Source organism: Streptomyces sp. NPDC087845 (genome assembly GCF_044742755.1).
GTDB lineage: Bacteria > Actinomycetota > Actinomycetes > Streptomycetales > Streptomycetaceae > Streptomyces.
In genome coordinates this window covers 193,249-217,047 of the sequence record NZ_JBIUVC010000005.1, presented here as the reverse complement: position 1 = coordinate 217,047, position 23,799 = coordinate 193,249, and the positions used below count along the sequence as shown (strand labels likewise).

25 protein-coding genes and 1 pseudogene are annotated in these 23,799 nt (G+C 70.7%); 20 read left to right on the top strand and 6 right to left on the bottom strand.

The window, feature by feature from the left end:
- The first annotated feature begins 251 nt into the window (after positions 1-251).
- The 5 genes from argC to ACIOMQ_RS15465 are packed head-to-tail and all read left to right on the top strand — an operon-like array spanning position 252 to position 5,070.
- Positions 252-1,280, top strand: coding sequence for an N-acetyl-gamma-glutamyl-phosphate reductase (gene argC, locus ACIOMQ_RS15485; RefSeq protein ID WP_389800466.1), 1,029 nt, complete (start codon positions 252-254; stop codon positions 1,278-1,280).
- On the top strand, positions 1,277-2,431 hold the full coding sequence (argJ, locus tag ACIOMQ_RS15480; protein ID WP_401267325.1) for a bifunctional glutamate N-acetyltransferase/amino-acid acetyltransferase ArgJ: 1,155 nt from the start codon (positions 1,277-1,279) through the stop codon (positions 2,429-2,431). The genes argC and argJ overlap by 4 nt, the downstream gene beginning before the upstream one ends.
- Complete coding sequence (gene argB / locus ACIOMQ_RS15475) at positions 2,428-3,330, top strand: acetylglutamate kinase (RefSeq protein WP_362205455.1); 903 nt, start codon at positions 2,428-2,430, stop codon at positions 3,328-3,330. The genes argJ and argB overlap by 4 nt, the downstream gene beginning before the upstream one ends.
- Positions 3,327-4,523, top strand: coding sequence for an acetylornithine transaminase (locus tag ACIOMQ_RS15470; protein ID WP_401938704.1), 1,197 nt, complete (start codon positions 3,327-3,329; stop codon positions 4,521-4,523). Before argB ends, ACIOMQ_RS15470 begins: the two co-directional genes overlap by 4 nt.
- Before the next feature lie 10 nt (positions 4,524-4,533).
- A complete protein-coding gene (locus ACIOMQ_RS15465; RefSeq protein ID WP_093541137.1) occupies positions 4,534-5,070 on the top strand; it encodes an arginine repressor in 537 nt (178 codons plus the stop codon).
- Between the two features lie 25 nt (positions 5,071-5,095).
- On the opposite strand, the gene ACIOMQ_RS15460 is transcribed toward ACIOMQ_RS15465, so the two are convergent.
- On the bottom strand, positions 5,096-5,797 hold the full coding sequence (locus tag ACIOMQ_RS15460; RefSeq protein ID WP_401938702.1) for a L,D-transpeptidase: 702 nt from the start codon (positions 5,795-5,797) through the stop codon (positions 5,096-5,098).
- A 74-nt stretch (positions 5,798-5,871) separates the two neighbouring features.
- Complete coding sequence (locus tag ACIOMQ_RS15455) at positions 5,872-6,465, bottom strand: pyridoxamine 5'-phosphate oxidase family protein (RefSeq protein WP_362205464.1); 594 nt, start codon at positions 6,463-6,465, stop codon at positions 5,872-5,874.
- 84 nt (positions 6,466-6,549) lie between these two features.
- Between ACIOMQ_RS15455 and ACIOMQ_RS15450 the strand changes: the two genes are divergently transcribed.
- The 5 genes and pseudogenes from ACIOMQ_RS15450 to ACIOMQ_RS15430 form a co-directional block, all read left to right on the top strand.
- Positions 6,550-6,696 (top strand): hypothetical protein, encoded by a 147-nt coding sequence (locus ACIOMQ_RS15450; RefSeq protein ID WP_362205467.1) that lies wholly within the window; start codon positions 6,550-6,552, stop codon positions 6,694-6,696.
- Between the two features lie 150 nt (positions 6,697-6,846).
- Entirely contained in the window at positions 6,847-8,040 is a 1,194-nt protein-coding gene (locus tag ACIOMQ_RS15445) for an argininosuccinate synthase (RefSeq protein ID WP_362205470.1), read from the top strand.
- A gap of 88 nt (positions 8,041-8,128) precedes the next feature.
- A complete protein-coding gene (gene argH / locus ACIOMQ_RS15440; RefSeq protein ID WP_362205473.1) occupies positions 8,129-9,562 on the top strand; it encodes an argininosuccinate lyase in 1,434 nt (477 codons plus the stop codon).
- A 113-nt stretch (positions 9,563-9,675) separates the two neighbouring features.
- Positions 9,676-10,647 (top strand): aldo/keto reductase, encoded by a 972-nt coding sequence (locus ACIOMQ_RS15435; RefSeq protein WP_362205476.1) that lies wholly within the window; start codon positions 9,676-9,678, stop codon positions 10,645-10,647.
- A gap of 173 nt (positions 10,648-10,820) precedes the next feature.
- Positions 10,821-10,913: pseudogene (locus ACIOMQ_RS15430) on the top strand (RNA polymerase subunit sigma-70); the annotation flags it as partial.
- Positions 10,914-11,084: 171 nt separating this feature from the next.
- Here ACIOMQ_RS15430 and ACIOMQ_RS15425 read toward each other — a convergent pair.
- Positions 11,085-11,612 carry a hypothetical protein gene (locus tag ACIOMQ_RS15425; RefSeq protein WP_362205479.1) on the bottom strand — a complete coding sequence of 176 codons (528 nt, stop codon included), beginning with the start codon at positions 11,610-11,612 and terminating at the stop codon, positions 11,085-11,087.
- A gap of 84 nt (positions 11,613-11,696) precedes the next feature.
- Here ACIOMQ_RS15425 and ACIOMQ_RS15420 point away from each other — a divergent pair, with 84 nt between their 5' ends.
- Positions 11,697-12,248, top strand: coding sequence for a TetR/AcrR family transcriptional regulator (locus ACIOMQ_RS15420; RefSeq protein ID WP_401267570.1), 552 nt, complete (start codon positions 11,697-11,699; stop codon positions 12,246-12,248).
- Positions 12,245-13,789, top strand: a complete 1,545-nt coding sequence (locus ACIOMQ_RS15415; protein WP_362205482.1) for an MFS transporter — start codon at positions 12,245-12,247, stop codon at positions 13,787-13,789. The genes ACIOMQ_RS15420 and ACIOMQ_RS15415 overlap by 4 nt, the downstream gene beginning before the upstream one ends.
- A gap of 93 nt (positions 13,790-13,882) precedes the next feature.
- Here ACIOMQ_RS15415 and ACIOMQ_RS15410 read toward each other — a convergent pair whose 3' ends face one another.
- On the bottom strand, positions 13,883-14,554 hold the full coding sequence (locus ACIOMQ_RS15410; RefSeq protein WP_362205485.1) for a lysophospholipid acyltransferase family protein: 672 nt from the start codon (positions 14,552-14,554) through the stop codon (positions 13,883-13,885).
- A gap of 234 nt (positions 14,555-14,788) precedes the next feature.
- Here ACIOMQ_RS15410 and ACIOMQ_RS15405 point away from each other — a divergent pair, with 234 nt between their 5' ends.
- The 3 genes from ACIOMQ_RS15405 to ACIOMQ_RS15395 all read left to right on the top strand — a co-directional run bounded on the left by ACIOMQ_RS15405 (position 14,789) and on the right by ACIOMQ_RS15395 (position 17,168).
- Positions 14,789-15,967: a glycerophosphodiester phosphodiesterase gene (locus ACIOMQ_RS15405; protein WP_401755439.1), complete on the top strand. Its 1,179-nt coding sequence runs from the start codon at positions 14,789-14,791 to the stop codon at positions 15,965-15,967.
- 94 nt (positions 15,968-16,061) lie between these two features.
- Positions 16,062-16,628 (top strand): sigma-70 family RNA polymerase sigma factor, encoded by a 567-nt coding sequence (locus ACIOMQ_RS15400; protein ID WP_401267314.1) that lies wholly within the window; start codon positions 16,062-16,064, stop codon positions 16,626-16,628.
- A gap of 36 nt (positions 16,629-16,664) precedes the next feature.
- Positions 16,665-17,168, top strand: a complete 504-nt coding sequence (locus ACIOMQ_RS15395; RefSeq protein ID WP_362205494.1) for a GNAT family N-acetyltransferase — start codon at positions 16,665-16,667, stop codon at positions 17,166-17,168.
- Between the two features lie 62 nt (positions 17,169-17,230).
- Here ACIOMQ_RS15395 and ACIOMQ_RS15390 read toward each other — a convergent pair whose 3' ends face one another.
- Both ACIOMQ_RS15390 and ACIOMQ_RS15385 read right to left on the bottom strand, forming a co-directional pair.
- The gene (locus ACIOMQ_RS15390) at positions 17,231-17,671 is read right to left on the bottom strand and encodes a hypothetical protein (protein WP_362205497.1); all 441 of its coding nucleotides are present in this window, start codon (positions 17,669-17,671) and stop codon (positions 17,231-17,233) included.
- Between the two features lie 2 nt (positions 17,672-17,673).
- On the bottom strand, positions 17,674-18,033 hold the full coding sequence (locus ACIOMQ_RS15385) for a hypothetical protein (RefSeq protein ID WP_401267308.1): 360 nt from the start codon (positions 18,031-18,033) through the stop codon (positions 17,674-17,676).
- A gap of 663 nt (positions 18,034-18,696) precedes the next feature.
- Between ACIOMQ_RS15385 and ACIOMQ_RS15380 the strand changes: the two genes are divergently transcribed.
- The 5 genes from ACIOMQ_RS15380 to cbiE all read left to right on the top strand — a co-directional run bounded on the left by ACIOMQ_RS15380 (position 18,697) and on the right by cbiE (position 23,485).
- Positions 18,697-19,758 carry an ATP-binding cassette domain-containing protein gene (locus ACIOMQ_RS15380; RefSeq protein ID WP_362205503.1) on the top strand — a complete coding sequence of 354 codons (1,062 nt, stop codon included), beginning with the start codon at positions 18,697-18,699 and terminating at the stop codon, positions 19,756-19,758.
- Positions 19,755-20,426 (top strand): methionine ABC transporter permease, encoded by a 672-nt coding sequence (locus tag ACIOMQ_RS15375; RefSeq protein ID WP_362205506.1) that lies wholly within the window; start codon positions 19,755-19,757, stop codon positions 20,424-20,426. Before ACIOMQ_RS15380 ends, ACIOMQ_RS15375 begins: the two co-directional genes overlap by 4 nt.
- A gap of 72 nt (positions 20,427-20,498) precedes the next feature.
- On the top strand, positions 20,499-21,365 hold the full coding sequence (locus ACIOMQ_RS15370) for a MetQ/NlpA family ABC transporter substrate-binding protein (protein WP_362205509.1): 867 nt from the start codon (positions 20,499-20,501) through the stop codon (positions 21,363-21,365).
- 105 nt (positions 21,366-21,470) lie between these two features.
- Positions 21,471-22,148: a GNAT family N-acetyltransferase gene (locus ACIOMQ_RS15365; protein WP_401755444.1), complete on the top strand. Its 678-nt coding sequence runs from the start codon at positions 21,471-21,473 to the stop codon at positions 22,146-22,148.
- Between the two features lie 107 nt (positions 22,149-22,255).
- Entirely contained in the window at positions 22,256-23,485 is a 1,230-nt protein-coding gene (gene cbiE / locus ACIOMQ_RS15360; RefSeq protein ID WP_401755447.1) for a precorrin-6y C5,15-methyltransferase (decarboxylating) subunit CbiE, read from the top strand.
- The last annotated feature ends 314 nt before the right edge of the window (positions 23,486-23,799 follow it).

Genomic DNA, 23,799 nt, shown 5'->3' with positions numbered 1-23,799 from the left:
CTTGAATCCGACGGGATCTTCGCAACCGTTGCCTCGCTCACTCACCCAGAGCAGCATCACTCGACCAGCACGGCGGACACTTCTTCGATACTGACCGCAACACAGCGTTACGGGGCCAAGATTTGCCAACTAGCACTCTCCATGTGCCAACTAAAAGTCTCGGTCACAAGGACGCGCGCACACAACTCCGCGGATCTTTGCATAAAAGTGCAGAGTTGCGTATAGTCATGCCATCGACGAGGAGGATTTCGATGGTGGTACGTGCAGCGGTGGCAGGGGCGAGCGGATACGCCGGCGGGGAGCTGCTCCGTCTCCTGCTGGTCCATCCCCAGGTCGAGATCGGGGCCCTCACCGCCAACTCCAACGCGGGGCAGAGGCTCGGTGCCCTGCAACCGCATCTGCGGCCGCTTGCCGGCCGGGTGCTTCAGCCGACCACGGCCGAGGTCCTCGCCGGGCACGACGTCGTCTTCCTCGCCCTTCCGCACGGGCAGTCCGCCGCCGTCGCCGAGCAGCTCGGCGACGGGGTGCTCGTCGTGGACATGGGCGCCGACTTCCGGCTCAAGGACGCCGCGGACTGGGAGAAGTTCTACGGTTCGCCGCACGCCGGTACCTGGCCCTACGGACTGCCCGAACTGCCGGGCGGGCGCTCGGCGCTGGCGGGGACCAAGCGCATCGCGGTGCCCGGCTGCTACCCGACCGCCGTCTCGCTCGCGCTCTTCCCGGCGTACGCGTCCCAGCTGGCCGAGCCCGAGGCCGTGATCGTCGCCGCGTCCGGCACGTCGGGGGCGGGCAAGGCGGCCAAGCCGCATCTGCTCGGCTCCGAGGTGATGGGCAACATGTCCCCGTACGGCGTCGGCGGGGTCCACCGGCACACGCCCGAGATGATCCAGAACCTCAGCGCGGCGGCCGGTGAACCGGTCACCGTCTCCTTCACGCCGACCCTGGCGCCGATGCCCCGCGGCATCCTCGCCACGTGCAGCGCGAAGGCGAAGCCGGGCGTGAGCGCCGAGTCCGTCCGGGCCGCGTACGAGAAGGCGTTCGCCGACGAGCCGTTCGTCGAGCTGCTCCCCGAGGGGCAGTGGCCCGCCACCGCGTCCGTATACGGCTCCAACGCCGTGCAGATCCAGGTCGCCCACGACGAGGCGGCGGGCCGGATCGTCGTCATCAGCGCCATCGACAACCTCGCCAAGGGCACCGCCGGCGGCGCCCTGCAGAGCATGAACATCGCCCTCGGACTTCCCGAGGACACGGGTCTTTCCACGATCGGAGTCGCACCGTGAGTGTCACGGCAGCACAGGGGTTCTCCGCGGCGGGCATCGCCGCGGGAATCAAGGAGAGCGGTAACCCGGACCTGGCCCTCGTGGTCAACAACGGTCCGCGTCACGCCGCCGCGGGCGTCTTCACCTCCAACCGCGTCAAGGCCGCCCCCGTCCTCTGGTCGGAACAGGTACTCAAGGGCGGCGAGGTCAGCGCCGTCGTGCTCAACTCCGGCGGCGCCAACGCCTGTACGGGGCCGCAGGGCTTCCAGGACACCCACGCCACCGCCGAGAAGGCCGCCGAGATCCTCACCGGTCACAGCGCGGGCGAGATCGCGGTCGCCTCGACCGGGCTGATCGGGACGCTGCTCCCGATGGACAAGCTGCTGCCCGGCATCGAGACCGCCGCCGCCGCGCTCAGCGAGCACGGTGGCGAGAAGGCCGCCATCGCGATCAAGACCACCGACACCGTCCACAAGACCGCCGTCGCGGGCGGCGAGGGATGGACCGTCGGCGGCATGGCCAAGGGCGCGGGCATGCTCGCCCCGGGCCTCGCCACCATGTTGGTCGTCCTCACCACCGACGCCGACGTGGACGCCCCGGCGCTGGACACCGCGCTGCGCGCCGCCACCCGCACCACCTTCGACCGGGTCGACTCCGACGGCTGCATGTCGACCAACGACACCGTGCTGCTGCTGGCCTCCGGCGCCAGTGGAATCACCCCGGAACAGGGCGAGTTCGCCGAGGCCGTACGGGCCGTCTGCGCCGACCTCGCCCGGCAGCTCATCGGTGACGCCGAGGGTGCCTCCAAGGACATCCGGATCGAGGTCGTCAACGCCGCGACCGAGGACGACGCCGTCGAGGTGGGCCGCTCCATCGCCCGCAACAACCTCCTCAAGTGCGCCATCCACGGCGAGGACCCCAACTGGGGCCGCGTCCTGTCCGCGATCGGTACGACGAAGGCCGCCTTCGAGCCGGACCAGCTGAATGTCGCCATCAACGACGTCTGGGTCTGCAAGAACGGCGGCGTCGGCGAGGACCGCGACCTGGTCGACATGCGCTACCGGGAAGTGAAGATCACCGCCGACCTGGCCGCCGGCACCGAGTCGGCCGTCATCTGGGCCAACGACCTCACCGCCGACTACGTCCACGAGAACAGCGCGTACAGCTCATGACCACGGCGCGGAAGCACACCGCACTTCCGAAGGCGCAGATCCTCATCGAGGCGCTGCCCTGGCTGACCCGGCACAACGGCAAGACCGTCGTCGTCAAGTTCGGCGGCAACGCCATGGTCGACGAGGACCTCAAGGCGGCCTTCGCCCAGGACGTCGTCTTTCTGCGGCAGGCCGGCCTCAAGCCCGTCGTCGTGCACGGCGGAGGCCCGCAGATCAGTGCCCAGCTCGACAAGCAGGGCCTGGTCAGCGAGTTCAAGGCCGGTCTGCGCGTCACCACGCCCGAGGCGATGGACGTCGTACGGATGGTGCTGGCCGGACAGGTCCAGCGCGAGCTCGTCGGCCTGCTCAACCAGCACGGCCCGCTCGCCGTCGGCCTGACCGGCGAGGACGCCCACATGATCACCGCCACCCAGCACCGGCCGACCATCGACGGCGAACTCGTCGACATCGGCCGGGTCGGCGAGATCACCGCCATCGACACCGGGGCGATCCAGGCGCTGCTGGACGACGGCCGGATCCCGGTGGTCTCCTCCATCGCACGCTCCGCCGACGACGACCACGTCTACAACGTCAACGCCGACACCGCGGCCGCCGCACTCGCCGCCGCGCTGAACGCCGAGACGCTGATGGTCCTCACCGATGTCGAGGGCCTCTACGAGGACTGGCCCAACAGCGACGACGTGATCAGCCGTCTCACCGCCACCGAGCTGGAGAAGCTGCTGCCCGAGCTGTCCAGCGGCATGGTGCCGAAGATGCAGGGCTGCCTGCACGCCGTACGCAACGGCGTCGAGACCGCCCGTGTCATCGACGGCCGGGTCCAGCACTCGATCCTGCTGGAGATCTTCACCGACGAAGGAATCGGCACGATGGTCGTGCCCGACGCACAGGGGGAGTCATGAGCAACCAGGAGCTGTCACAGCGCTGGCAGCACGCCCTGATGGACAACTACGGCACCCCTCCGCTCTCCCTCGTCCGCGGCGAGGGCGCCCATGTGTGGGACGCCGACGGCACCGAGTACCTCGACTTCGTCGGCGGTATCGCGGTGAACGCGCTGGGCCATGCCCACCCCGCCGTCGTCGAGGCGGTCTCCACCCAGATCGCCTCCCTCGGCCATGTCTCCAACCTCTTCATCGCGCCGCAGCCCGTCGCGCTCGCCGAACGGCTGCTCCAGCTCTTCGGCCGCGACGGCCGGGTCTACTTCGCCAACTCGGGCGGCGAGGCCAACGAGGCAGCCTTCAAGATCGGCCGGCTGACCGGACGGACCCGCATGGTCGCCACCGACGGCGGCTTCCACGGCCGGACCATGGGCGCACTCGCGCTCACCGGCCAGCCCGGGAAGCGCGAGCCGTTCGAGCCGCTGCCCGGCGAGGTCACCCATGTCCCGTACGGGGACGCTGAGGCGCTGCGGGCCGCCGTGACCACCGACACCGCGCTGGTGATCATCGAGCCCATCCAGGGCGAGAACGGCGTGGTCGTGCCGCCCAAGGGCTACCTGGAGGCCGCCCGCGAGATCACCCGGGCCACCGGCACCCTGCTCGTCCTCGACGAGGTGCAGACCGGTATCGGCCGCTGCGGCCACTGGTTCGAGCACCAGGCCCACCAGGGCGTCGACCCCGACATCGTCACCCTCGCCAAGGGCCTCGGCGGTGGACTGCCGCTCGGCGCGACCGTCGCCTTCGGCCCGGCGGCCGAGCTGCTGAAGCCGGGCCAGCACGGCACGACGTTCGGCGGCAACCCGATCGCCTGCGCCGCCGGCCTCGCCGTCCTGAACACCCTGGCGGCCGACGGCGCCCTGGACCGGGTGAAGCGGCTCGGCGAGAGGATCCGGGACGGAGTGGAGGCCCTGGGGCACCCTCTGGTCTCCCATGTCCGCGGCTCCGGACTGCTGCTGGGTATCGTGCTCACCGAGCCCCTCGCGCCCCAGGCGCAACAGGCGGCTCAGAGTGCCGGAATCCTGGTGAACGCACCCGCCCCCGATGTCCTGCGGCTGATGCCGCCGCTGATCATCGGTGACACGGAGGTGGACGCGTTCCTCCGGGCGCTGCCCGGCGCTCTCGACGCGGCAAAAGGGGACGGACGATCCGGAGAATGAGGCGACGACGATGACCGAGGCGCAGGAGACCGAGCACGGCGGGCCGTCCGTGCCGCAGACCCGCACCGCACGCCACCGCCGGATCGTGGACATCCTGAACCGGCAGCCGGTGCGCTCGCAGAGCCAGCTGGCCAAGCTCCTCGCCGACGACGGGCTGAGCGTCACCCAGGCGACGCTCTCCCGAGATCTGGACGAGCTGGGCGCGGTGAAGATCCGCAACACCGGCGGCGAGCTGATCTACGCGGTGCCGAGCGAGGGCGGATTCCGCACCCCGCAGGCACCGCTGGGCGGGTCCGCGAAGGAGGAGCGGATGCGGCGCCTCTCCGCCGAACTGCTCATCTCGGCGGAGGCCTCGGCCAACCTCGTGGTGCTGCGCACCCCGCCGGGCGCGGCCCAGTTCCTTGCCTCGGCCATCGACCAGGCCGAACTGCACGACATCCTCGGCACCATCGCGGGCGACGACACCCTCATGCTGATCAGCCGTGACCCGGCGGGCGGCCAGGCACTCGCCGACCATCTGCTGCGACTGGCCCAGAACGAGCGCTGAGCGGGCCGGAGTTGTCCCGGGGCCGTCAGTAACGGGTGATCGCGGTCGGGCCCGAACGGGTCCCGATCGCGATGTGCGGACGGCGGGCCGGATCCGCCCAGTCGAGAATCCGGTCCATCGCGGCCGCCGGTACGGACACACAACCGGCGGTCGCGCCGCGGCCGTTGACGTGGAGGAAGATCCCGGCGCCACGACCTCGCACCGGGCGCTCGTAGTTGAATCCGATGACGAGTGCGCGGGCGTACTGCGTCGGATATGCGATCAGGTGCTCCGCCTCGCCCGCCCGGCAGTCCGCGGGCCGGGGCTCCACCCAGCGGTTGTAGGCCCGCGCCCCGGTGTCCTCGCACCACCACGACCGGCTGTTGACCCGGCGGTACGGATGGGCGGTGCCGGCCGGTGCCGCCTTGATCCCGAAGGCGTACGGCAGGTCGTACAGGCCGGTGGGCGTGGTGTTGGTGCCCTGCTTGCGAGACGCCCCCTCGGCCAGGCCCTTCGCGCCGAACCGGGCCGGTGCGGAGCCCCCCTTCACCCAGGTGCCCCGGCGCAGATTCCACCAGGTGACGGTGCCCGTGGCGGACCCCGCGGCCGGGGCCTCGGCCGTGATCAACTGGGTGCCGCCGCCGGTGTCGGCCAGCCGTACCGGCAGGGCCGGCGCCGCGGCGGGCCGGGCCGCGACCGAGCCCGCCAGCGCGAGCAGTACCGAGCCGATCGCCAGAGGTCTGCGCATGCCACGGACGCTAGACCGTCCCGCGGGGTGTCACCCCCCGATCTGCTCCGTACGGCTCAATCTCCTCCCACGTCTCATTCCGCGCGGGGCATGGCCGGCAGCGGGAGCGGCAGCCCCGGCAGCCCGTCGATGCTCGTCGCGACGTGCTCCTTCTTCTCGAAGTAGGCACTGAGCGACGCGTCGTCCTCGCGGGCGAAGCGCCGGGCGTGCAGTGGCCGGTCCTCGTCGTACGACATGAAGGGCACGGCGAATCCGCAGGTGTCCCGGATCAGATCGGCCCTCACCACGATGATGGCGCGCAGCCCGTGCGGGCCGGGGTCCACCTCGGGGAAGTGGCCGAGCAGCGGGCCGAAGCGCGGATCGTCGCGGAAGACCGGTTCGCCGCGGCCGTGCACCCGCACGATGTTCGGCGGTCCCTGGAAGGCGCACCACATCAGCGTGATGCGGCCGTTCTCGCGGAGATGGGCGACCGTCTCGGCATTGCTGCCCGCGAAGTCCAAGTAGGCCACGGTGAGTTCGTCGATGACGGCGAACGAGCCGCTGACGCCCTTGGGGGAGAGGTTGACCGTGCCCTCGCCGTCCAGGGGTGCGGTCGCCGTGAAGAAGATGTGCTGCTCTTCGATGAAGGTCCTGATCCGTCCGTCGATCCGCTCGTACGTTTTTCCCATGGCGGCCATTCTCGTCGCCGGCTCCGACGAGGAACAGGTCGTTTCACTCGACGACACGGTGGCGGTGCGCACAGACCTGCTGAAGTGTCCGACGGCTGGGACGAGCGCCTGCTCCACCTCCTGCGCCACCACGGCGGCGGGTTCGTCGGCCGGCCCGTGTCCGTGCCGCCCGCCCCGCACGCCGGGGACACGTCCCCGGCATCACGCCGCTGGGCGACGCCGCGCACCTGATGCCCCCGTAGGGCTCGGCGCCGATCCCGCAATGCTCGACGACACCTCGCTCAGGCCCTGCGACACACCACTCTCACCTGCACCTTTGACAAAGCATACGGAGGACTGCATAGTTATACCCATCAGTGATTGCACCGTAAGGAGAAACCCGTGACCGAGCGCGTCGTACTCGCCTACTCGGGCGGCCTGGACACCTCCGTCGCCATCGGCTGGATCGCCGAGGAGACGGGCGCCGAGGTCATCGCCGTTGCCGTGGACGTCGGCCAGGGCGGCGAGGACCTGGACGTCATCCGCAAGCGCGCGCTCGCCTGCGGTGCCGTCGAGGCGGAGGTCGCGGACGCCAAGGACGAGTTCGCCGAGGAGTACTGCCTCCCGGCGATCAAGGCCAACGCCCTCTACATGGACCGCTACCCGCTGGTCTCCGCCCTGTCCCGGCCGACCATCGTCAAGCACCTCGTCGCCGCCGCCAACAAGCACAACGCCGGCATCGTCGCCCACGGCTGCACCGGCAAGGGCAACGACCAGGTCCGCTTCGAGGCCGGCATCTCCGCGCTCGGCCCCGACCTGAAGTGCATCGCCCCGGTCCGCGACTACGCGATGACCCGGGACAAGGCGATCGCCTTCTGCGAGGAGAAGAACCTCCCGATCGCGACCACCAAGAAGTCCCCGTACTCCATCGACCAGAACGTCTTCGGGCGCGCCGTCGAGACGGGCTTCCTGGAGGACATCTGGAACGCGCCGATCGAGGACATCTACGAGTACACCGAGAACCCCGCCACCCCGCGCGAGGCCGACGAGGTCGTCATCTCCTTCAAGGAGGGCGTGCCCGTGGCCATTGACGGCAAGCCCGTCACCGTCCTCCAGGCGATCCAGCAGCTCAACCAGCGGGCCGGTGCCCAGGGCATCGGCCGGATCGACATGGTCGAGGACCGCCTCGTCGGAATCAAGTCCCGTGAGGTGTACGAGGCCCCGGGTGCGATCGCGCTGATCACCGCCCACCAGGAGCTGGAGAACGTCACCGTCGAGCGCGAGCTGGCCCGCTACAAGCGGCAGGTCGAGCAGCGCTGGGGCGAGCTGGTCTACGACGGCCTCTGGTTCTCGCCGCTCAAGCGCGCCCTGGACGGCTTCATCAACGAGGCCAACCAGCACGTCACCGGCGACATCCGGATGACCATGCACGCGGGCCGCGCCGTCGTCACCGGCCGGAAGTCCGGGCAGTCGCTCTACGACTTCAACCTCGCCACCTACGACTCGGGCGACACGTTCGACCAGTCCAAGGCGCAGGGCTTCATCGAGATCTTCGGCCTCTCGTCGAAGATCGCCGCCAAGCGTGACCTCGCCTGATCCCCAGTAGTTACGTCACCGCCTCCCCGACCCTCCGTGCGGGGAGGCGGTCGCACATCCACCCCCTTGTCCTTCCGAGGAGCACGCAGTGAGCAACGGCAACGGCAACAGCGACGTACGCCTCTGGGGCGCCCGCTTCGCCGACGGTCCGGCCGAGGCGCTGGCCAAGCTGTCCGCCTCCGTCCACTTCGACTGGCGGCTCGCGCCGTACGACATCGCCGGCTCCCGCGCCCACGCGCGAGTCCTGAACAAGGCGGGTCTGCTCACCGGGGACGAGCTGAACCGCATGATCGCCGGTCTCGACCAGCTCGAAGCCGACGTCGCCGACGGCTCGTTCACCGGCACCGTCGCCGACGAGGACGTGCACACGGCGCTGGAGCGCGGCCTGCTGGAGCGGCTCGGCCCGGACCTCGGCGGCAAGCTGCGGGCCGGCCGGTCCCGGAACGACCAGATCGCCACGCTCTTCCGGATGTATCTGCGCGATCACGCCCGGATCATCGGCGGTCTGATCGCCGAGCTCCAGAGCGCACTGGTCGGCCTCGCCGAGACACACCCGGACGTCGCGATGCCCGGTCGTACGCATCTGCAGCACGCCCAGCCGGTGCTCTTCGCCCACCACGTCCTGGCCCATGTGCAGTCCCTCTCCCGGGACGCCGAGCGGCTGCGCCAGTGGGACGAGCGGACCGCCGTCTCCCCGTACGGCTCCGGCGCGCTGGCCGGTTCCTCCCTCGGGCTGGACCCGGAGGCGGTCGCCGCCGACCTCGGCTTCGAGCGCGGCTCCGTCGCCAACTCCATCGACGGCACGGCCTCCCGCGACTTCGTCGCCGAGTTCGCGTTCATCACCGCGATGATCGGCGTGAATCTCTCCCGGATCGCGGAGGAGGTCATCATCTGGAACACGAAGGAGTTCTCCTTCGTCACCCTGCACGACGCCTTCTCCACCGGCTCCTCGATCATGCCGCAGAAGAAGAACCCGGACATCGCCGAGCTGGCCCGCGGCAAGTCCGGCCGGCTGATCGGCAATCTGACGGGCCTGATGGCCACGCTGAAGGCCCTCCCGCTCGCGTACAACCGCGACCTCCAGGAGGACAAGGAGCCGGTCTTCGACTCCTGCGACCAGCTCGAAGTGCTGCTGCCCGCCTTCACCGGGATGATGGCGACGCTCACCGTCAACCGGGAGCGCATGGAGCAGCTGGCCCCGGCCGGCTTCTCGCTCGCCACCGACGTCGCCGAGTGGCTGGTCAAGCAGGGAGTGCCGTTCCGCGTCGCGCACGAGGTCGCGGGCGAGTGCGTCAAGGAGTGCGAGCGGCAGGGCATCGAGCTCGACGAACTGACCGACGAGCAGTTCGCGAAGATCTCCGAGCACCTCACCCCCGAGGTGCGCACGGTCCTCGACGTGCCCGGCGCCCTCGCCTCCCGCAGCGGCCGCGGCGGCACGGCCCCGTCCGCCGTCGCCGTCCAGCTCGCCGAGGTCAAGGCGGACCTCGCCGTCCAGGAGACGTGGGCGACCGCGAAGAACTGACGGCGGCGAGGACGGAACCCGGGCGGGGAGCGGCCGTACGCTCCCCGCCTTCCGGTTTCCCCGGGCTGGGTTACGTTGACGGGGGAGTGCACCCCATCGACGAGGAGCCCACGATGCCTTTCGCCCGGCTGGCCACAGCGACGACTCCGACCGCCCACATCGGGCTCGGCCTGGCGGCGGTCGGCAGGCCCGGCTACATCAACCTCCACCGCGACCGCGATCTGCCTGCCGACCGCAGCGTCGACGCGCTGCGCGAGCGCACCCATGAACTGCTGGACGCCGCCTACGCGCAGGGCGTCCGCTACTTCGACGCGGCCCGCTCCTACGGCCGTTCGGAGGAGTTCCTGGCCGACTGGCTGACGGCGCACCCGGAGGCGGACGACGTCGTCGTCGGCAGCAAGTGGGGCTACACCTACACCGCCGACTGGCGTGTGGAGGCCGAGGCGCACGAGGTCAAGGACCACAGCCTGGCCACCTATCTGCGCCAGCGCGCCGAGACCCGCGCACTGCTGGGGGACCGGCTCGACCTCTACCAGATCCACTCGGTCACCGCCGACAGCCCGGCCCTCACCGACAAGGAGCTGCACGCGCGGCTCGCCGGACTCGCCGCGGAAGGGGTCAGCGTCGGGCTGTCCACCAGCGGGCCCGCCCAGGCCGATGCCATCCGGGCCGCCCTGGCCGTCACCGTCGACGGCGAGCCGCTCTTCCGTACCGTCCAGGCCACCTACAACGCCCTGGAGACCTCGGCCGGAGCCGCGCTCGCCGAGGCCCACGACGCCGGGCTCACCGTGATCGTCAAGGAAGCCATGGCCAATGGCCGGCTCGCCGGAACGGATGCCCCCGCCGTGGTCCGGGAGATCGCCGCAGAGGCCGGCCTGGGCAGCGACGCGATCGCGCTGGCGCTCGTCCTGCACCAGCCGTGGGCCGGAGTGGTGCTCTCCGGCGCGGCGACCGTCGACCAGCTCACCGGAAACCTGCACGCGGCCGTCGTCGGCCTCGACGAGGCGCGGCGCGCCTCGCTCGACGCGCTCGTGGAGGAGCCGGAGGCGTACTGGCGGCACCGCGCCGCCCTGCCGTGGAGCTGAGCGCGCGCCCTCGGAGCCGGTGAGGCGAGCTGATCCCCCTGTCACATCGGTGGGCCGCGGTTCGTCATCGCACGGACGGCACACCACGGAGGAATGTGACGGTGGACCGACATGAGTTCCTGGCCGAACGCTTCGAGGAGAACCGGCCCCGGCTGAAGGCCGTGGCCCACCGGATGCTCGGCTCGGCGGACGAGGCGCAGGACGCGGTCCAGGAAGCCTGGATCCGGCTCAGCCGTTCGGACAGCCGGGCGATCGAGCATCTGGGCGGCTGGCCGAGGACGGTCGTCGGGCGGGTGTGTCCGGACATGCTCCGCTCCCGGCGTTCCCGCCGCGAGGAGCCCATCGACACGGGCGGACCCGACCGTCCTCAACGACTGACCGGGGGCGGCGGGCCCGGGGGGACGGCAGCGGCCGGGGCGGGCGGTCGTGCGGCCGGCTCAGTGCCCGCCGCCGCCCCGGCGGCTGTCGGCCCACGCTTCGAGCGTCTCGAAATCGCCCGGCAGCAGCCCGATCCACGGGTCGATCCACATCAGCAGCGCCTCGGCCGCCCCGTGCCCGACGGCCCAGTCCCGGTCCGGCTGGGAGATCTCGTCGTCGACCCAGGCGAACGGGCGGCCCGCCGCGTACTCCACGACGTACCGCGTCTTCCAGTAGGTGCCGCCCGGGGCGCTGCCGTGCATCGACGGCCAGTCGATGTACGGCAGCGGGGGCAGTCCGAGACGCGGCCCGATCCACTCATTGGCCTCGTCCTTCCAGGTCGTCGCCCAGACGAGCTCGTAGCGCCCGGCCAGGCCGCGCAGCGCCTTGCCGTGTTGCGGGTTGAGCAGGACGGGCAGCGCAGGCCCGTAGTCCCAGCCCGTCGGCCGCATCAGATGCTGCGCATAGCCGTCCGGAACCGGGCGGCGCGCCAGTGCCGCGTACGGATTGAGCGGGCCGTCGATGTCGATCAGCAGCAGCGGCTTCATGCCGACATGGTCCTCTCTCCCCTCCGCGGAGGGCGACGGCTCTACGGTGAGACATTTGTGTCTCATATGGTTTATGGTTGTCTCATGACTCTCGACCGTGAGCAGGTGCTGCGCAGCGCAGCCGCCCTGCTGACCCGCAGATCGACCGCCACCATGGACGAGGTCGCCAGAGCCGCAGGTATCGGACGCGCCACCCTGCACCGGCACTTCGCCGGACGGGACGCCCTGGTCAGGGCATTGGAGAACCTCGGAATCCAGGAGTTCGGAGCGGCTCTGGACGCCGCCGTGCTCGACGAGGGCACCTCCGAGGAGGCGCTGCGCCGGCTGATCGCCGCCATCGAGCCGAGCGCCGGACTCCTCTCCTTCCTCGTCACGGAGAATCAGCTCTTCGAGGGCGACGAGGTGAACGAGGGCTGGAACGGGCTCGACGCCCGGGTCTCCGCCTTCTTCAGGCGCGGCCAGGAGCGCGGCGAGTTCCGTATCGACCTCACCCCCGCCTGGCTGACCGAGGCCCTCTACGGGCTCATCTCCGCCGGGGCCTGGGCCGTCCAGGAGGGCCGGGTCGCCGGGAAGGACTTCCAGTACATGATCGTCGAGTTGCTGCTCGGCGGCGCACGCCGGAGCGTAGAGCAATGAGCAGTCTCGAACAGCACGCCCCGACCGCCCAGGAGCTGCGCCGGCCGGGGCGGTGGATAGCCCTGGCCGTCCTCGTCCTCGCGGTGCTGCTCGTGGCCGTCGATGCCACGGTCCTCGGCCTCGCCACCCCCTTCCTCACCGAGGACCTCAAGCCGTCCGGCACCCAGCTGCTCTGGATCGGCGACGTCTACTCCTTCGTCATCGCCGGGCTCCTGGTCTCCATGGGCAGCCTCGGTGACCGCATCGGCCGCAAGAAGCTGCTGCTGACCGGTGCCGTCGCCTTCGGCGCGGTCTCCGTGCTCAACGCGTACGCGAGCACCCCCGAGATGATGATCCTGGCGAGGGCGCTGCTCGGTGTCGCGGGCGCCACCCTGATGCCGTCCACGCTCGCCCTGATCCGCAACCTCTTCCACGACCCGCGCGAGCGCAGCCTCGCCATCGGCATCTGGGGAGCCATGGCCTCCGCGGGCGCGGCCGTCGGCCCCGTCGTCGGCGGGTTCCTGCTGGAACACTTCTGGTGGGGCTCGGTCTTCCTGATCAACCTGCCCGTCATGGCCGTCCTGGTGGTCGTCGGCGCCAAGATGATCCCCGAGTCGAAGAATCCGGCGCCGGGCCCCTGGGACCTGCTCAGCGTGGCGCTCTCCTTCATCGGCATGATCGGTGTCGTGTACGCCATCAAGGAGCTGGCCGCGCACGGTACGAGCTGGGGCGTCGCCGCCGCCGGCTTCGGCGGTCTGGCCGCGCTCTGCTGGTTCGTACGCCGGCAGCTCACGCTCCCCGCGCCCCTGCTGGACATGCGGCTCTTCCACCACCGGGGCTTCTCGGGCGCCGTCCTCGCCGACCTGCTGACCATCCTCGGCCTGTCCGGGCTGGTCTTCTTCCTCTCCCAGTTCCTGCAACTGGTCCAAGGACGCGGACCGCTGGAGGCGGGGCTCGCCGAACTGCCCGCGGCCGCCGGCGCGGTCACCGCGGGGCTGCTCGCCGGTGTGGTGGCCCGCCGCTACTCCGTACGGTCCGTGGTCTCCGGCGGCCTGGCGGCGATCGGCCTGGCGCTCGCCGCGGTCACCCTGATCCACAAGGAGACCGCCTACCCGCTGATCGGCGCGGTGCTGCTGGTCGTCGGCGTCGGCGCGGGCTTCGCCTTCACCGTCACCTCCGACGTGATCCTCTCCAGCGTCCCGAAGGAGCAGGCGGGCTCCGCGGGCGCGGTCTCCGAGACGGCGTACGAACTCGGCGCGGCCCTCGGCATCGCCCTGCTCGGCTCCATCGTCACCGGTGTCTACCAGGACTTCGTCACCCCGAAGGGCGTCCCGTCGGCCAATGCGGCAGCGGCCCACGAATCGCTGGGCGGCGCCGTCGAAGCGGCCCACGGCCTTCCGGCGCACCAGGCGGGTGCGCTGGTCTCCGCCGCACAGGAGTCGTTCGTCGACGGGCTGCGGCTCGCCGCGGGTGTCGGCGCGGCGGTCCTGCTGGCGACGGCCCTCACCGCCTGGTTCCTGTTGCGCGGTCAGAAGCTGGAGGAGGGCATCGTCCACCAGTAGCCGCCCGCGTCCCGGCCCGCACGGGCCGGGACGGCATGGGGAAGGGCCCGTCCGGAGACGGGCCCTTCCCCATGCCATGCGCCGTGCGTCAGCTCACGCGGCCTTGGCCTTCGTGGCGTACATGTCGACGTACTCCTGACCGGACAGCCGCATTACTTCGGCCATCACGGAGTCGGTGACCGCCCGCAGCACATAGCGGTCGCGGTCCATGCCCTCGTAGCGGGAGAACTCCATCGGCTCGCCGAACCGGACCGTCACCTTGCCGGGACGGGGCAGACCGGCACCCCCGGGCTGCAGCTTGTCCGTGCCGATCATCGCGAAGGGCACCACCGGCGCACCCGTCATCAGCGTCAGCCGGGCGATGCCCGTACGGCCCCGGTAGAGGCGGCCGTCGGGGGAGCGGGTGCCCTCCGGGTAGATGGCGAAGGCCTTGCCCTCCTCCAGTACCCGACGGCCCGTCATCAGCGCCGCTACACCGCCGCGGCCGCCGTCCCGGTCCACCGGGATCATGCCGCAGCCCGTGAAGAACCAGGCCATCGCCCGGCCCTTGAACCCCTTGCCCGTCACGTACTCGTCCTTGCCGATGTAGTACACCGGCCGGTCGCAGCAGATCGGCATGATCATCGAGTCGATGAACGTCAGATGGTTGCCCGCGAGGATCACCGGACCGTCCCCGGGGATGTTCTCCACACCCTCCACCTGGGGGCGGAACATCAGGCGCAAGATCGGTCCGAGCACTGCCTTGATGAGTGCGTGTCGGGACAACGGTTCCTCCGGTGTAGTGGCCGGGCCGGCCGAGGCGCGGGATCGTGACGGTCCATGCAGGTGAGGACGATACTCGCGGGTACTCGCTTACCGCACATCGGGTTCACCGAGTGGATACGCAGTGTTGACGTCTGTTTCCGCCATGTTCGCCCAGGAGCTGCTCCTGAGACGGTACGACTGCCTACGCTCGGGCCGCGTCCGACAGGTGCGAGACATCACACGCGAGGAGCATTCATGACAGAGCGCGCACAGGCAGGTCCCGGCCGCAGGACCCTGCTCGGGGCGGGGGCCGCCGTACTGGGTACGGCCGCCCTCGGACTGGCCGGCGGCCCGGCCGGCGCCGCCCAGAACGCCGCCGAACGGCCGGACGGCCACGGCGGCGGCCACGGCTTCCGCCTCGATCTGCCGGTGCCGACCGTCATCGGACACCGCGGCACCAGCGGCTACCGGCCCGAGCACACCCTCGGCTCCTACCAGCTGGCCCTCGACATGGGCGCGCACATCGTCGAGCAGGACCTGGTGCCGACCAAGGACGGCCATCTCGTCTGCCGCCACGAGAACGACATCACCGCCACCACCGACGTCTCCGCCCACCCCGAGTTCGCGAGCCGGAAGACCACGAAGAAGGTGGACGGGGTCTCGCTCACCGGCTGGTTCACCGAGGACTTCACCCTTGCCGAGCTGAAGACACTGCGGGCCAAGGAGCGCATCCCCGGCACCCGCCAGAAGAACACGCTCTACGACGGCCGCTGGGAGATCCCCACCTTCGAGGAGGTGCTGCGCTGGGCCGACCGCGAGGGACGCAAGCGCGGCAAGCCGGTCTGGCTGTACGTCGAGACCAAGCACCCCACCTACTTCCGCGGCCTCGGCCTCGGCCTCGAAGAGCCCCTCGCCAAGCTGCTGCGCCGCTACAACCGCCACCGCAAGCAGTCGCCGCTCATCCTCCAGTCCTTCGAGCCCGGCAGCATCCAGCGCCTGGCCGGACTCGTCGCCACCCCGCGCGTCGTCCTGCTCTCCGGCGCGGGCGAGCGCCCCTGGGACTTCGTCACCTCCGGCGACCCGCGCACCGTCGCCGACCTGGTGAAGCCCGAGGGCCTGAAGTGGATGGCCTCCTTCGCCCAGGGCATCGGGCCCACCCTGGACCTGATCATTCCCAAGGACGCCTCGGGGCGGCTCACCGCGCCGACCACCCTCGTGAAGGACGCGCACGCCCGGGGCCTGGTCCTGCACCCCTACACCATGCGCAACGAGAACACCTTCCTGCCCGCCGACTTCCGGCGCGGCACGGACCCCAACGCCTACGGCGACGCGTTCGGCGCGTTCCGGACGTACTTCGCGACGGGGATCGACGGAATCTTCTCCGACAACCCGGACACGGCCCTTCTCGCCGCGGCGGACTTCGCCGCGAAGTGAGACCGGCGTCAGCACCCGGCCGGGGCGTGCCCCGGTCGGGTGGTGCGCACCGGGTACGGCAACCGGCCGCCGGTGCGGATGCGTTTGCCGGAGCATGACGCTTCCCGATCTCGCCCCCGCCGGGCCCGAGGCCGCCCCCGCGGCCGTCGTCCGAACGCTCCGTCCGCTGGTGAGTGCCGAGGCCACGGCCGAGGCGGCCGCCTCGGCGACGGGCCCGGCGGTCGAACCGGCCGACCTCGAACAGGCGGTCTGGCTGCGGCTGCTGGAGCGGCTCGCGGTGGGCGGGCCGCCGGCGGACACGGCGCGCTGGGTGCGGGACGCCGTACGGGCCGAGGCCCGCCGGGCCCGCCGTACCGCCCGGCACGAACGCCCCTACCGCGACGAGACGTCCGCGGATCCGGCCGGCTGCCCCGAGCGGATCGCCGTGGGAGCCGACGAACGCCGGGCGCTGCACGCCGCGGTGGACCGGCTGCCCGGCCGCTGCGCCCGGCTGCTGGCGGCGATGCTCGCGCCCGGAGATCCCACCTACCGGGAAATCGCAGGGAAGTTGGGTATGTCACAGGGGAGTTTGGGTCCGGTCCGTTCCCGATGCCTTGGATGTCTGCGCAGAATGCTGGCGGCGGAGGTTGTCGCTCCTGAACCGCGGGGAAAGGAGCGTTAGACAACCGGTGGATCAGGTGGGCGGAGGCATGCGCACATGGGCATGAGTGTGATCATCTCGGCGGCGACGGCACAGGACGCCGAACAGATCTTGAAACTTCAGTACCTCTGCTTCCAGAGCGAGGCGGAGCTGTACGGGAACTACCGGATCGACCCGCTCGTCCAGACGCTCGATTCGGTGCGCGCCGAGATCGCCACACAGCTGGTGTTCGTGGCGCGGCTGGGCGACGAAGTCGTCGGTTCGGTCCGCGGATCCACCGATCAGGACGGCACCGGGCAGATCGGGCGGCTCTGCGTCCACCCGCGGCTCCAGGGGCACGGCCTCGGCGCCCGGCTGCTGCGGGCCGCGGAGTCGGGACTCGCCGACGAACGGTCGGCCACCCGCTTCCGGCTGCACACCGGGCATCGCAGCGAGAGCAATCTGCGCCTCTACCAGCGGGCCGGTTACGCCCCCGTGGGCAACGCGACCGGTCAGGACGGCGTCCGGATGATCCTGCTGGAGAAGGACGCGACCGCACCCGCCTACGTGGCGAGCGCGTAGCACCGGCAGCACGCCGCACGGGTTGCGCGTCGTCCGCCCGATTCGCGTCCGACGCCCCCGTCCTACGCGTTCTTCGCGCGGCGCAGCCACATCATCCCGGTGATCGGCAGGATCACCGGGATGAACAGATAGCCCATGCCGAAGTCGGACCAGACGGTGGCGTCGGCGAACGCCGAGGGTTCCACCATCGTCCAGGTCCCCACCACCAGCACACCCAGGAGCTCGGCGGCGCAGCACACCAGCGCCGACCTGCGCGCCCTCTCGCCACCGCGCACCAGCGAGTACGTGATGAATCCGTACACGACGGCGGCGACGGCCGACAGCACGTAGGCGAGCGGTGCCCGGTCGAAGTCCAGGATCATCTGGACGATCGAGCGGGAGGCCGCCGCGACGGTGAACACCCCGTAGAACCAGACCAGTACCCGGCCGGGACCGGTGCCGAGGTCGAAGGGCTGCTTCTGGCCGGTGGGGGCGGCGGAGGAGGTGCGATCGGTGTCGGTCACGGTCAGTTTCCCCAGATGTCGTAGAGCCGTACTTCGAGGACGGCCAGCACGACCGCGCCCGCCGCCACCGTCACCGAACCCCACCGGGTCCGCTCGGTGAGCGACAGGAAGCCGGCCGCGGGCACGGCGAGGAAGGACCCGATCAGATACGCGATGAAGATCGTCATGCCCTGCTCGGGCCGTTCGCCCCGGGACAGCTGCACAATGCCCACCACCAGCTGGGCCAGCGCCAGCAGCGAGACCACGGCCATCCCGATGAAGTGCCAGTCCTTGGTCGGCTGGTCCCGGTATGCGGCCAGTCCGCACCAGGCGGTGAGGGCGAGCGCGGCCACGGCGACCGCGACCGTCAGGGCGTCAAGCATGAGGTGAGGGTATTACGGACCGGACGGCCCCCTGCGTGCGCCCCCGCACCCGGAGGGCGGACCGGCGCCGGGCGGCCGGAGGCCGAGGACGGCCCCCGCGGTGTCGTGGTCCCTTCCGGTACCGATGGGCCCCCGGCCGCGGTCGGGACCGTGGCCTTGACCACAACGCACGAGCACCCCGGACCCGCCGCGGAACGCGTCATCGATGACCAATCAGCCACATCGGTGCAGGTCACAGCCCGGAAAGCGGGAATCGCGACAACCCGCCCAGCCGGCCGGCGCCACCATCCACGGCTGTCCGCTATACGGACACGCTGGTCGGGCGGAACGTTACGTCTGTTTTACTTGCCGCATGACCACGACGAGCGACCGCACCCTTGCGACCGAGGCGATCACGACGCCCGGTGCTCGTTGTATGTGTCGAATGCGCACCTTCTGAGGGCCCCCGCCCGATCCTCGCGCCCCGAAGCGAGACCGAGCCCGAGCCGTCCGCACCCAGCGGAACGAGCCCGCCCGAGCACCGCTGCCCCGGCCACCCGCCGCGTCCGGCCGTGCCGAGACCCCGCCCGGGACGTCCGATCGAAACGTCCGGACAGTCCCATCAGACGAATGCCCCGTGCCCGGCGGACACCGCGCCGCGCACTCGACAGTGACGGAAACCCTGTGATCACCACTACGGGCCTCACCAAGGTCTACCAGTCGCGCGGCCGTGAGGTCACCGCCCTGGACGGCGTCGACCTGCACGTCCGCGAGGGCGAGGTGTACGGCGTCATCGGACAGAGCGGCGCCGGAAAATCCTCCCTCATCCGCTGTGTCAACCTCCTGGAACGCCCCACCTCCGGCACGGTCACCGTGGCCGGCCAGGACCTCACCGCCCTCGCCGGCCGGGGCCGCCGGGCCGGCCGGGAACTGCGCGAGGCACGCAGCCGCATCGGCATGGTCTTCCAGCACTTCAACCTGCTGGCCTCCCGCACCGTCCAGAACAACGTCGAACTCCCACTGGAGATCCTCGGCGTCCCGGGCAGGGACCGCTCCCGCAAGGCCCTCGAACTCCTCGACCTGGTCGGCCTCGCCGACAAGGCCAAGGCCTACCCCGGCCAGCTCTCCGGCGGCCAGAAGCAGCGCGTCGGCATCGCCCGCGCACTGGCCGGCGACCCCAAGGTGCTGCTCTCCGACGAGGCGACCTCCGCCCTCGACCCCGAGACCACCCGCTCCATCCTCCAGCTGCTGCGCGACCTCAACCAGCAGCTCGGCCTGACCGTCCTGCTCATCACGCACGAGATGGACGTCGTCAAGACGATCTGCGACTCCGCCGCGCTGATGCAGAAGGGGCGCATCATCGAGTCCGGAACCGTCGGCGAACTCCTCGCCACCCCCGGCTCCGAACTGGCCCACGAGCTGTTCCCCGTCGGCGGTACGGCCTCCGGCCCCGACCGCACGGTCGTCGACGTCACCTTCCACGGCGAGGCCGCCACCCAGCCGGTGATCTCGCAGCTCTCCCGTACGTACAACATCGACATCTCGATCCTGGGCGCCGCGATGGACACCGTCGGCGGCAAGCAGATCGGCCGGATGCGCATCGAGCTGCCCGGCCGCTTCGAGGAGAACGTCGTTCCGATCGGCTTCCTGCGCGAGCAGGGACTCCAGGCCGAGGTCGTGGAGCACGACCCCGCCGCCATCCCTGTACAGACCCCCGCCCCGCTCACCAAGGAGGTGGCGAAGTGACCTGGTCCGAAATGCAGCCGCTGCTCACCCAGGGAACCGTCGACACCCTCTACATGGTGCTCTGGTCCGCGCTCGTCACCGTCCTCGTGGGACTGCCGCTCGGCGTCCTGCTGGTCCTCACCGACAAGGGCGGACTGCTCCAGAACACCCCGGTCAACAAGATCATCGGCGTGATCGTGAACATCGGCCGTTCGCTGCCGTTCATCATCCTGCTGATCGCCCTGATCCCCTTCACCACCTGGGTCGTCGGCACCTTCATCGGCCCGACCGCGATGATCGTGCCGCTCGCCGTCGGCGCCATCCCGTTCTTCGCGCGGCTCGTCGAGACCGCCGTCCGCGAGGTCGACCACGGGCTCGTCGAGGCCGTCCAGTCGATGGGCGGATCCATCCCGACGATCGTCCGCAAGGTGCTGCTCCCGCAGGCGCTGCCCTCGCTCGTCTCCGGCGCCACCACCACCGTCATCGTGCTCATCGGCTACTCGGCGATGGCCGGCGCGGTCGGCGGCGAAGGGCTCGGCTCCAAGGCCGTCACCTACGGATTCCAGCGCTTCGACAACCAGTTCATGCTCATCACCGTCGCGCTGCTGATCGTCATCGTGACCGTGATCCAGCTGATCGGCGACGGAGCCGTACGCCTGCTGGCCCGCCGGGGCCGCACCACCACCTGAGACCTCCTTTCCGCTCAAGCCCGAACTCCTTGTCCGGGCGCACCACCCTCACCACCGAAAGAGGCACTTTTCGTGCGCAAGAACATCAAGATCACCGCTGCCGCCGCCGCGACCGCCGCCCTGGCCTTCGGCCTCACCGCCTGCGGTACGGACTCCGACCCGGCCTCCAAGAGCGCGACCGGCGCCAAGGCCGACACCTCCAAGGCGCTCGTCGTCGCCGCGTCCCCGACGCCGCACGCCGACATCCTGAACTTCGTCAAGAAGAACCTGGCGGCGAAGGAGGGCCTCAAGCTGGAGGTCAAGGAGTTCACGGACTACGTCCTGCCGAACACCGCCACCGAGACCGGCCAGGTCGACGCCAACTTCTTCCAGCACCAGCCGTACCTCGACGACTTCAACAAGAAGAACAACACCCACCTCGTCTCCGTCGGCACCGTCCACCTGGAGCCCCTCGGCCTCTACTCCAAGAAGGTCAAGGCCATCGGCGACATCAAGTCCGGCCAGACCATCGCGGTGCCCAACGACACCACCAACGAGGGCCGCGCCCTCCAGCTGCTCGCCGAGAAGGGCCTGATCACCCTCAAGGCCGGCGTCGGCACCGACGCCAAGCTGAGCGACATCACCGACAAGAAGGGCCTGGAGTTCAAGGAGCTGGAGGCCGCGACCGTGCCCCGCGCCCTGAACGACGTGGACGCCGCCGTCATCAACGGCAACTACGCCATCGAGGCCAAGCTCAAGCCCTCCGAGGACGCCCTCGCGCTGGAGAAGGCGGACGGCAACCCGTACGCCAACATCGTCGTCGTGAAGAAGGGCAACGAGAAGGACGCCCGCGTCGAGAAGCTCGTGAAGCTCCTGCACTCCGACGAGGTCAAGAAGTTCATCGAGGACACCTACCAGGGCTCGGTCGTCCCGGCCTTCGGCAGCGCGGCCAAGTCCTGACACGCGCACGGCATTTGCCCGACGGGCCCCGCGCACCCCACCACCACGGGGGCGCGGGGCTCCGTCGTACGGACCCGCCCATGCACAACGCCGGGCCGATGCTGCATGCTGTGCCTTTACACGGTCTTCGGCATGGAGCTGCGCATGACTTCCACCTTTCCGGACATCTCCATCAGCACGGATCGGTTGGTGCTGCGCCCGTTCGACATGGCGGACGTCCCCGCGTACATCGAGATGATGAACGACGAACTCGTCACCGCCTGGACCGATGCCCCGCACCCCTACACCCGCGTCGACGCCGAGCGCTGGGTCCGCAGGATCGCCCCCGCGCAGCGCACCACCGGTGACGGCATCGTCTTCGCCGTCACCGAATTCCTCACCCAGCGGCTCGTCGGCTCGGTCCGCCTGCGCAACACCGACTGGCGCACCCTCGCCACCGAGGCCGCCTACATCACCGCCCCCTGGGCGCGCGGCGAGGGGTACGCCACCGAGTCCGTACTCGCGCTGGCCCAGTGGCTCTTCCGCGACCAGGGCTTCGAGCGCATCGAGCTGCGCACCGCCGCCGACAACACCGCCTCGCAGCAGGTCGCCCAGAAGCTCGGCTGCATCAGTGAGGGAGTCCTGCGCAACGCCCGCATAGCGCGCACCCAGAGGGAGGACGGAAGCTGGACCGACATCAGGACCGACCTGATCGTCTGGGGCCTGCTCCCCGAGGACCTCGAAGGGGTCGCCGAGCAACTCGCGGACGCGGGCGGCTACGGCGCCTACAACGACTGGAACTGACCCCCCGCAGGGGCCCCGGCGCCCCGCTGGTGCGGACCCGGGTACTCTCACCCTGCCCGCCCTCACGGGCAGCCCCACCTGCGACAACTCCAGGAGACTGACGACAGATGGCCGATCGGGTCACCGTGATCGGCTGGGACGGCTCGCCACTGACCGGAGCGGCCACGGCCGCCCTCTCGGCCGCCACGCTCGTCGCCGGAGCCGCCCACCACCTCGCACTCCCCGAAGTCCCGGCGCACGCCGAGCGGATCCGCCTGGGCTCCATCGACCTGGCCGCCCGCCGGATCGCCGGACACCGCGGCAGCGCCGTGGTCCTCGCCGACGGAGACCCCGGCTTCTTCGGAGTCGTACGCAGCCTCCGCGCGCCCGAGCACGGCCTCGAAGTCGAGGTAGTCCCCGCCGTGTCCTCCGTCGCCACCGCGTTCGCCCGCGCCGGAATGCCGTGGGAGGACGCCCAGATCGTCGTCGCCCACCCCCGCACCCTGCGCCGCGCCGTCAACGTCTGCCGCGCCCACCACAAGGTCGCCGTCCTCACGTCGCCGGGCGCGGGCCCCGCCGAACTCGCCCTGCTCCTCGAAGGCGTCCATCGCACCTTCGTCATCTGCGAGGAACTCGGCACCGCGCGGGAACAGGTCAGCGTCGTCACCTCCGAGAAGGCCGCCGACCACGTCTGGCGCGACCCCAACGTCGTGATCGTCATCGGCGGCGGCCCCGAACCGCAGGCCGCCGGCGCCTGGATCGCCGGCCGCCACCCCCATGGCGTACGCGGCTGGGCACTGCCCCCGGCGGCCTACCCGGGCGGGCCCGCCGACGCCGGGGACGAGAGCGGCGAGGGCGGGTCCCCCGGGCTGCGCGCCGCCCAACTGGCCCGCCTGGGCCCCCGTACCGGCGACCTCCTGTGGGACATCGGCTCCGGCAGCGGAGCCCTGGCCGTGGAGGCCGCCCGCTTCGGGGCGGCGGTCCTGGCGGTCGACAGCGACCCGGCGGCCTGCGCCCGCACCGCGGCGGCGGCCCGCTTCTTCGGAGTCCAGCTCCAGGTCGTCGAGGGCCGGGCACCGCATGTGCTGGAGCGGCTGCCGGAGCCCGACATCGTACGGATCGGGGGCGGCGGAGTCCCCGTCGCCACCGCCGTCACCGAACGCCGTCCGGAACGCATCGTGACCCATGCCTCCACGCGCGACGAGGCCGAGGCGCTCGGCGCGGCACTCGCCGGGAACGGGTACACCGTCCGCTGTTCGCTCCTCCAGTCCGTCGAGCTCGACACGGCCGTGTGGTCGGAGCGCGAACGCTCGGTCGTGTTCCTGCTCTCCGCGCTGCGTTCGGACCTCGCCCCCTGACCCTCCCGGCATGCGGCGCGAGGTAGGCTGGCCGATCGTTGCACCGCGGCTGGACGTTCGTCGCTTCGTTCGTCAATGTCCGGAAAAGGGGACCGTTTTGGCCCTCGTTGTGGTACGGCAGAACCGGGGGACGCGCGACGTGGCGCAGTCCACAGCGGGCCGTGGCGAAATGAGCTGCCGCGGCGGCGAACGGCCGCGAGAATGCAGTATGTCCGCGACCGTTTCGTGCCGCGCGGCGTGCCCGCTCGTTCTTGTTGACGAGCGCCGGCGTGGCGTGTTCGGGCGTCCCGGGCGAAGGGCCGAAGGAGCACTGA

What these genes read in the sequence shown, in the direction of transcription:
- argC (WP_389800466.1), top strand. Translation starts at nt 252, where the DNA reads ATGGTGGTACGTGCAGCGGTGGCAGGGGCGAGCGGATACGCCGGCGGG.
- argB (WP_362205455.1), top strand. Translation starts at nt 2,428, where the DNA reads ATGACCACGGCGCGGAAGCACACCGCACTTCCGAAGGCGCAGATCCTC.
- ACIOMQ_RS15470 (WP_401938704.1), top strand. Translation starts at nt 3,327, where the DNA reads ATGAGCAACCAGGAGCTGTCACAGCGCTGGCAGCACGCCCTGATGGAC.
- ACIOMQ_RS15465 (WP_093541137.1), top strand. Translation starts at nt 4,534, where the DNA reads ATGACCGAGGCGCAGGAGACCGAGCACGGCGGGCCGTCCGTGCCGCAG.
- ACIOMQ_RS15460 (WP_401938702.1), bottom strand. Translation starts at nt 5,797, where the DNA reads ATGCGCAGACCTCTGGCGATCGGCTCGGTACTGCTCGCGCTGGCGGGC.
- ACIOMQ_RS15455 (WP_362205464.1), bottom strand. Translation starts at nt 6,465, where the DNA reads ATGGGAAAAACGTACGAGCGGATCGACGGACGGATCAGGACCTTCATC.
- ACIOMQ_RS15435 (WP_362205476.1), top strand. Translation starts at nt 9,676, where the DNA reads ATGCCTTTCGCCCGGCTGGCCACAGCGACGACTCCGACCGCCCACATC.
- ACIOMQ_RS15425 (WP_362205479.1), bottom strand. Translation starts at nt 11,612, where the DNA reads ATGAAGCCGCTGCTGCTGATCGACATCGACGGCCCGCTCAATCCGTAC.
- ACIOMQ_RS15420 (WP_401267570.1), top strand. Translation starts at nt 11,697, where the DNA reads ATGACTCTCGACCGTGAGCAGGTGCTGCGCAGCGCAGCCGCCCTGCTG.
- ACIOMQ_RS15415 (WP_362205482.1), top strand. Translation starts at nt 12,245, where the DNA reads ATGAGCAGTCTCGAACAGCACGCCCCGACCGCCCAGGAGCTGCGCCGG.
- ACIOMQ_RS15405 (WP_401755439.1), top strand. Translation starts at nt 14,789, where the DNA reads ATGACAGAGCGCGCACAGGCAGGTCCCGGCCGCAGGACCCTGCTCGGG.
- ACIOMQ_RS15400 (WP_401267314.1), top strand. Translation starts at nt 16,062, where the DNA reads ATGACGCTTCCCGATCTCGCCCCCGCCGGGCCCGAGGCCGCCCCCGCG.
- ACIOMQ_RS15395 (WP_362205494.1), top strand. Translation starts at nt 16,665, where the DNA reads ATGGGCATGAGTGTGATCATCTCGGCGGCGACGGCACAGGACGCCGAA.
- ACIOMQ_RS15385 (WP_401267308.1), bottom strand. Translation starts at nt 18,033, where the DNA reads ATGCTTGACGCCCTGACGGTCGCGGTCGCCGTGGCCGCGCTCGCCCTC.
- ACIOMQ_RS15365 (WP_401755444.1), top strand. Translation starts at nt 21,471, where the DNA reads ATGCTGTGCCTTTACACGGTCTTCGGCATGGAGCTGCGCATGACTTCC.
- cbiE (WP_401755447.1), top strand. Translation starts at nt 22,256, where the DNA reads ATGGCCGATCGGGTCACCGTGATCGGCTGGGACGGCTCGCCACTGACC.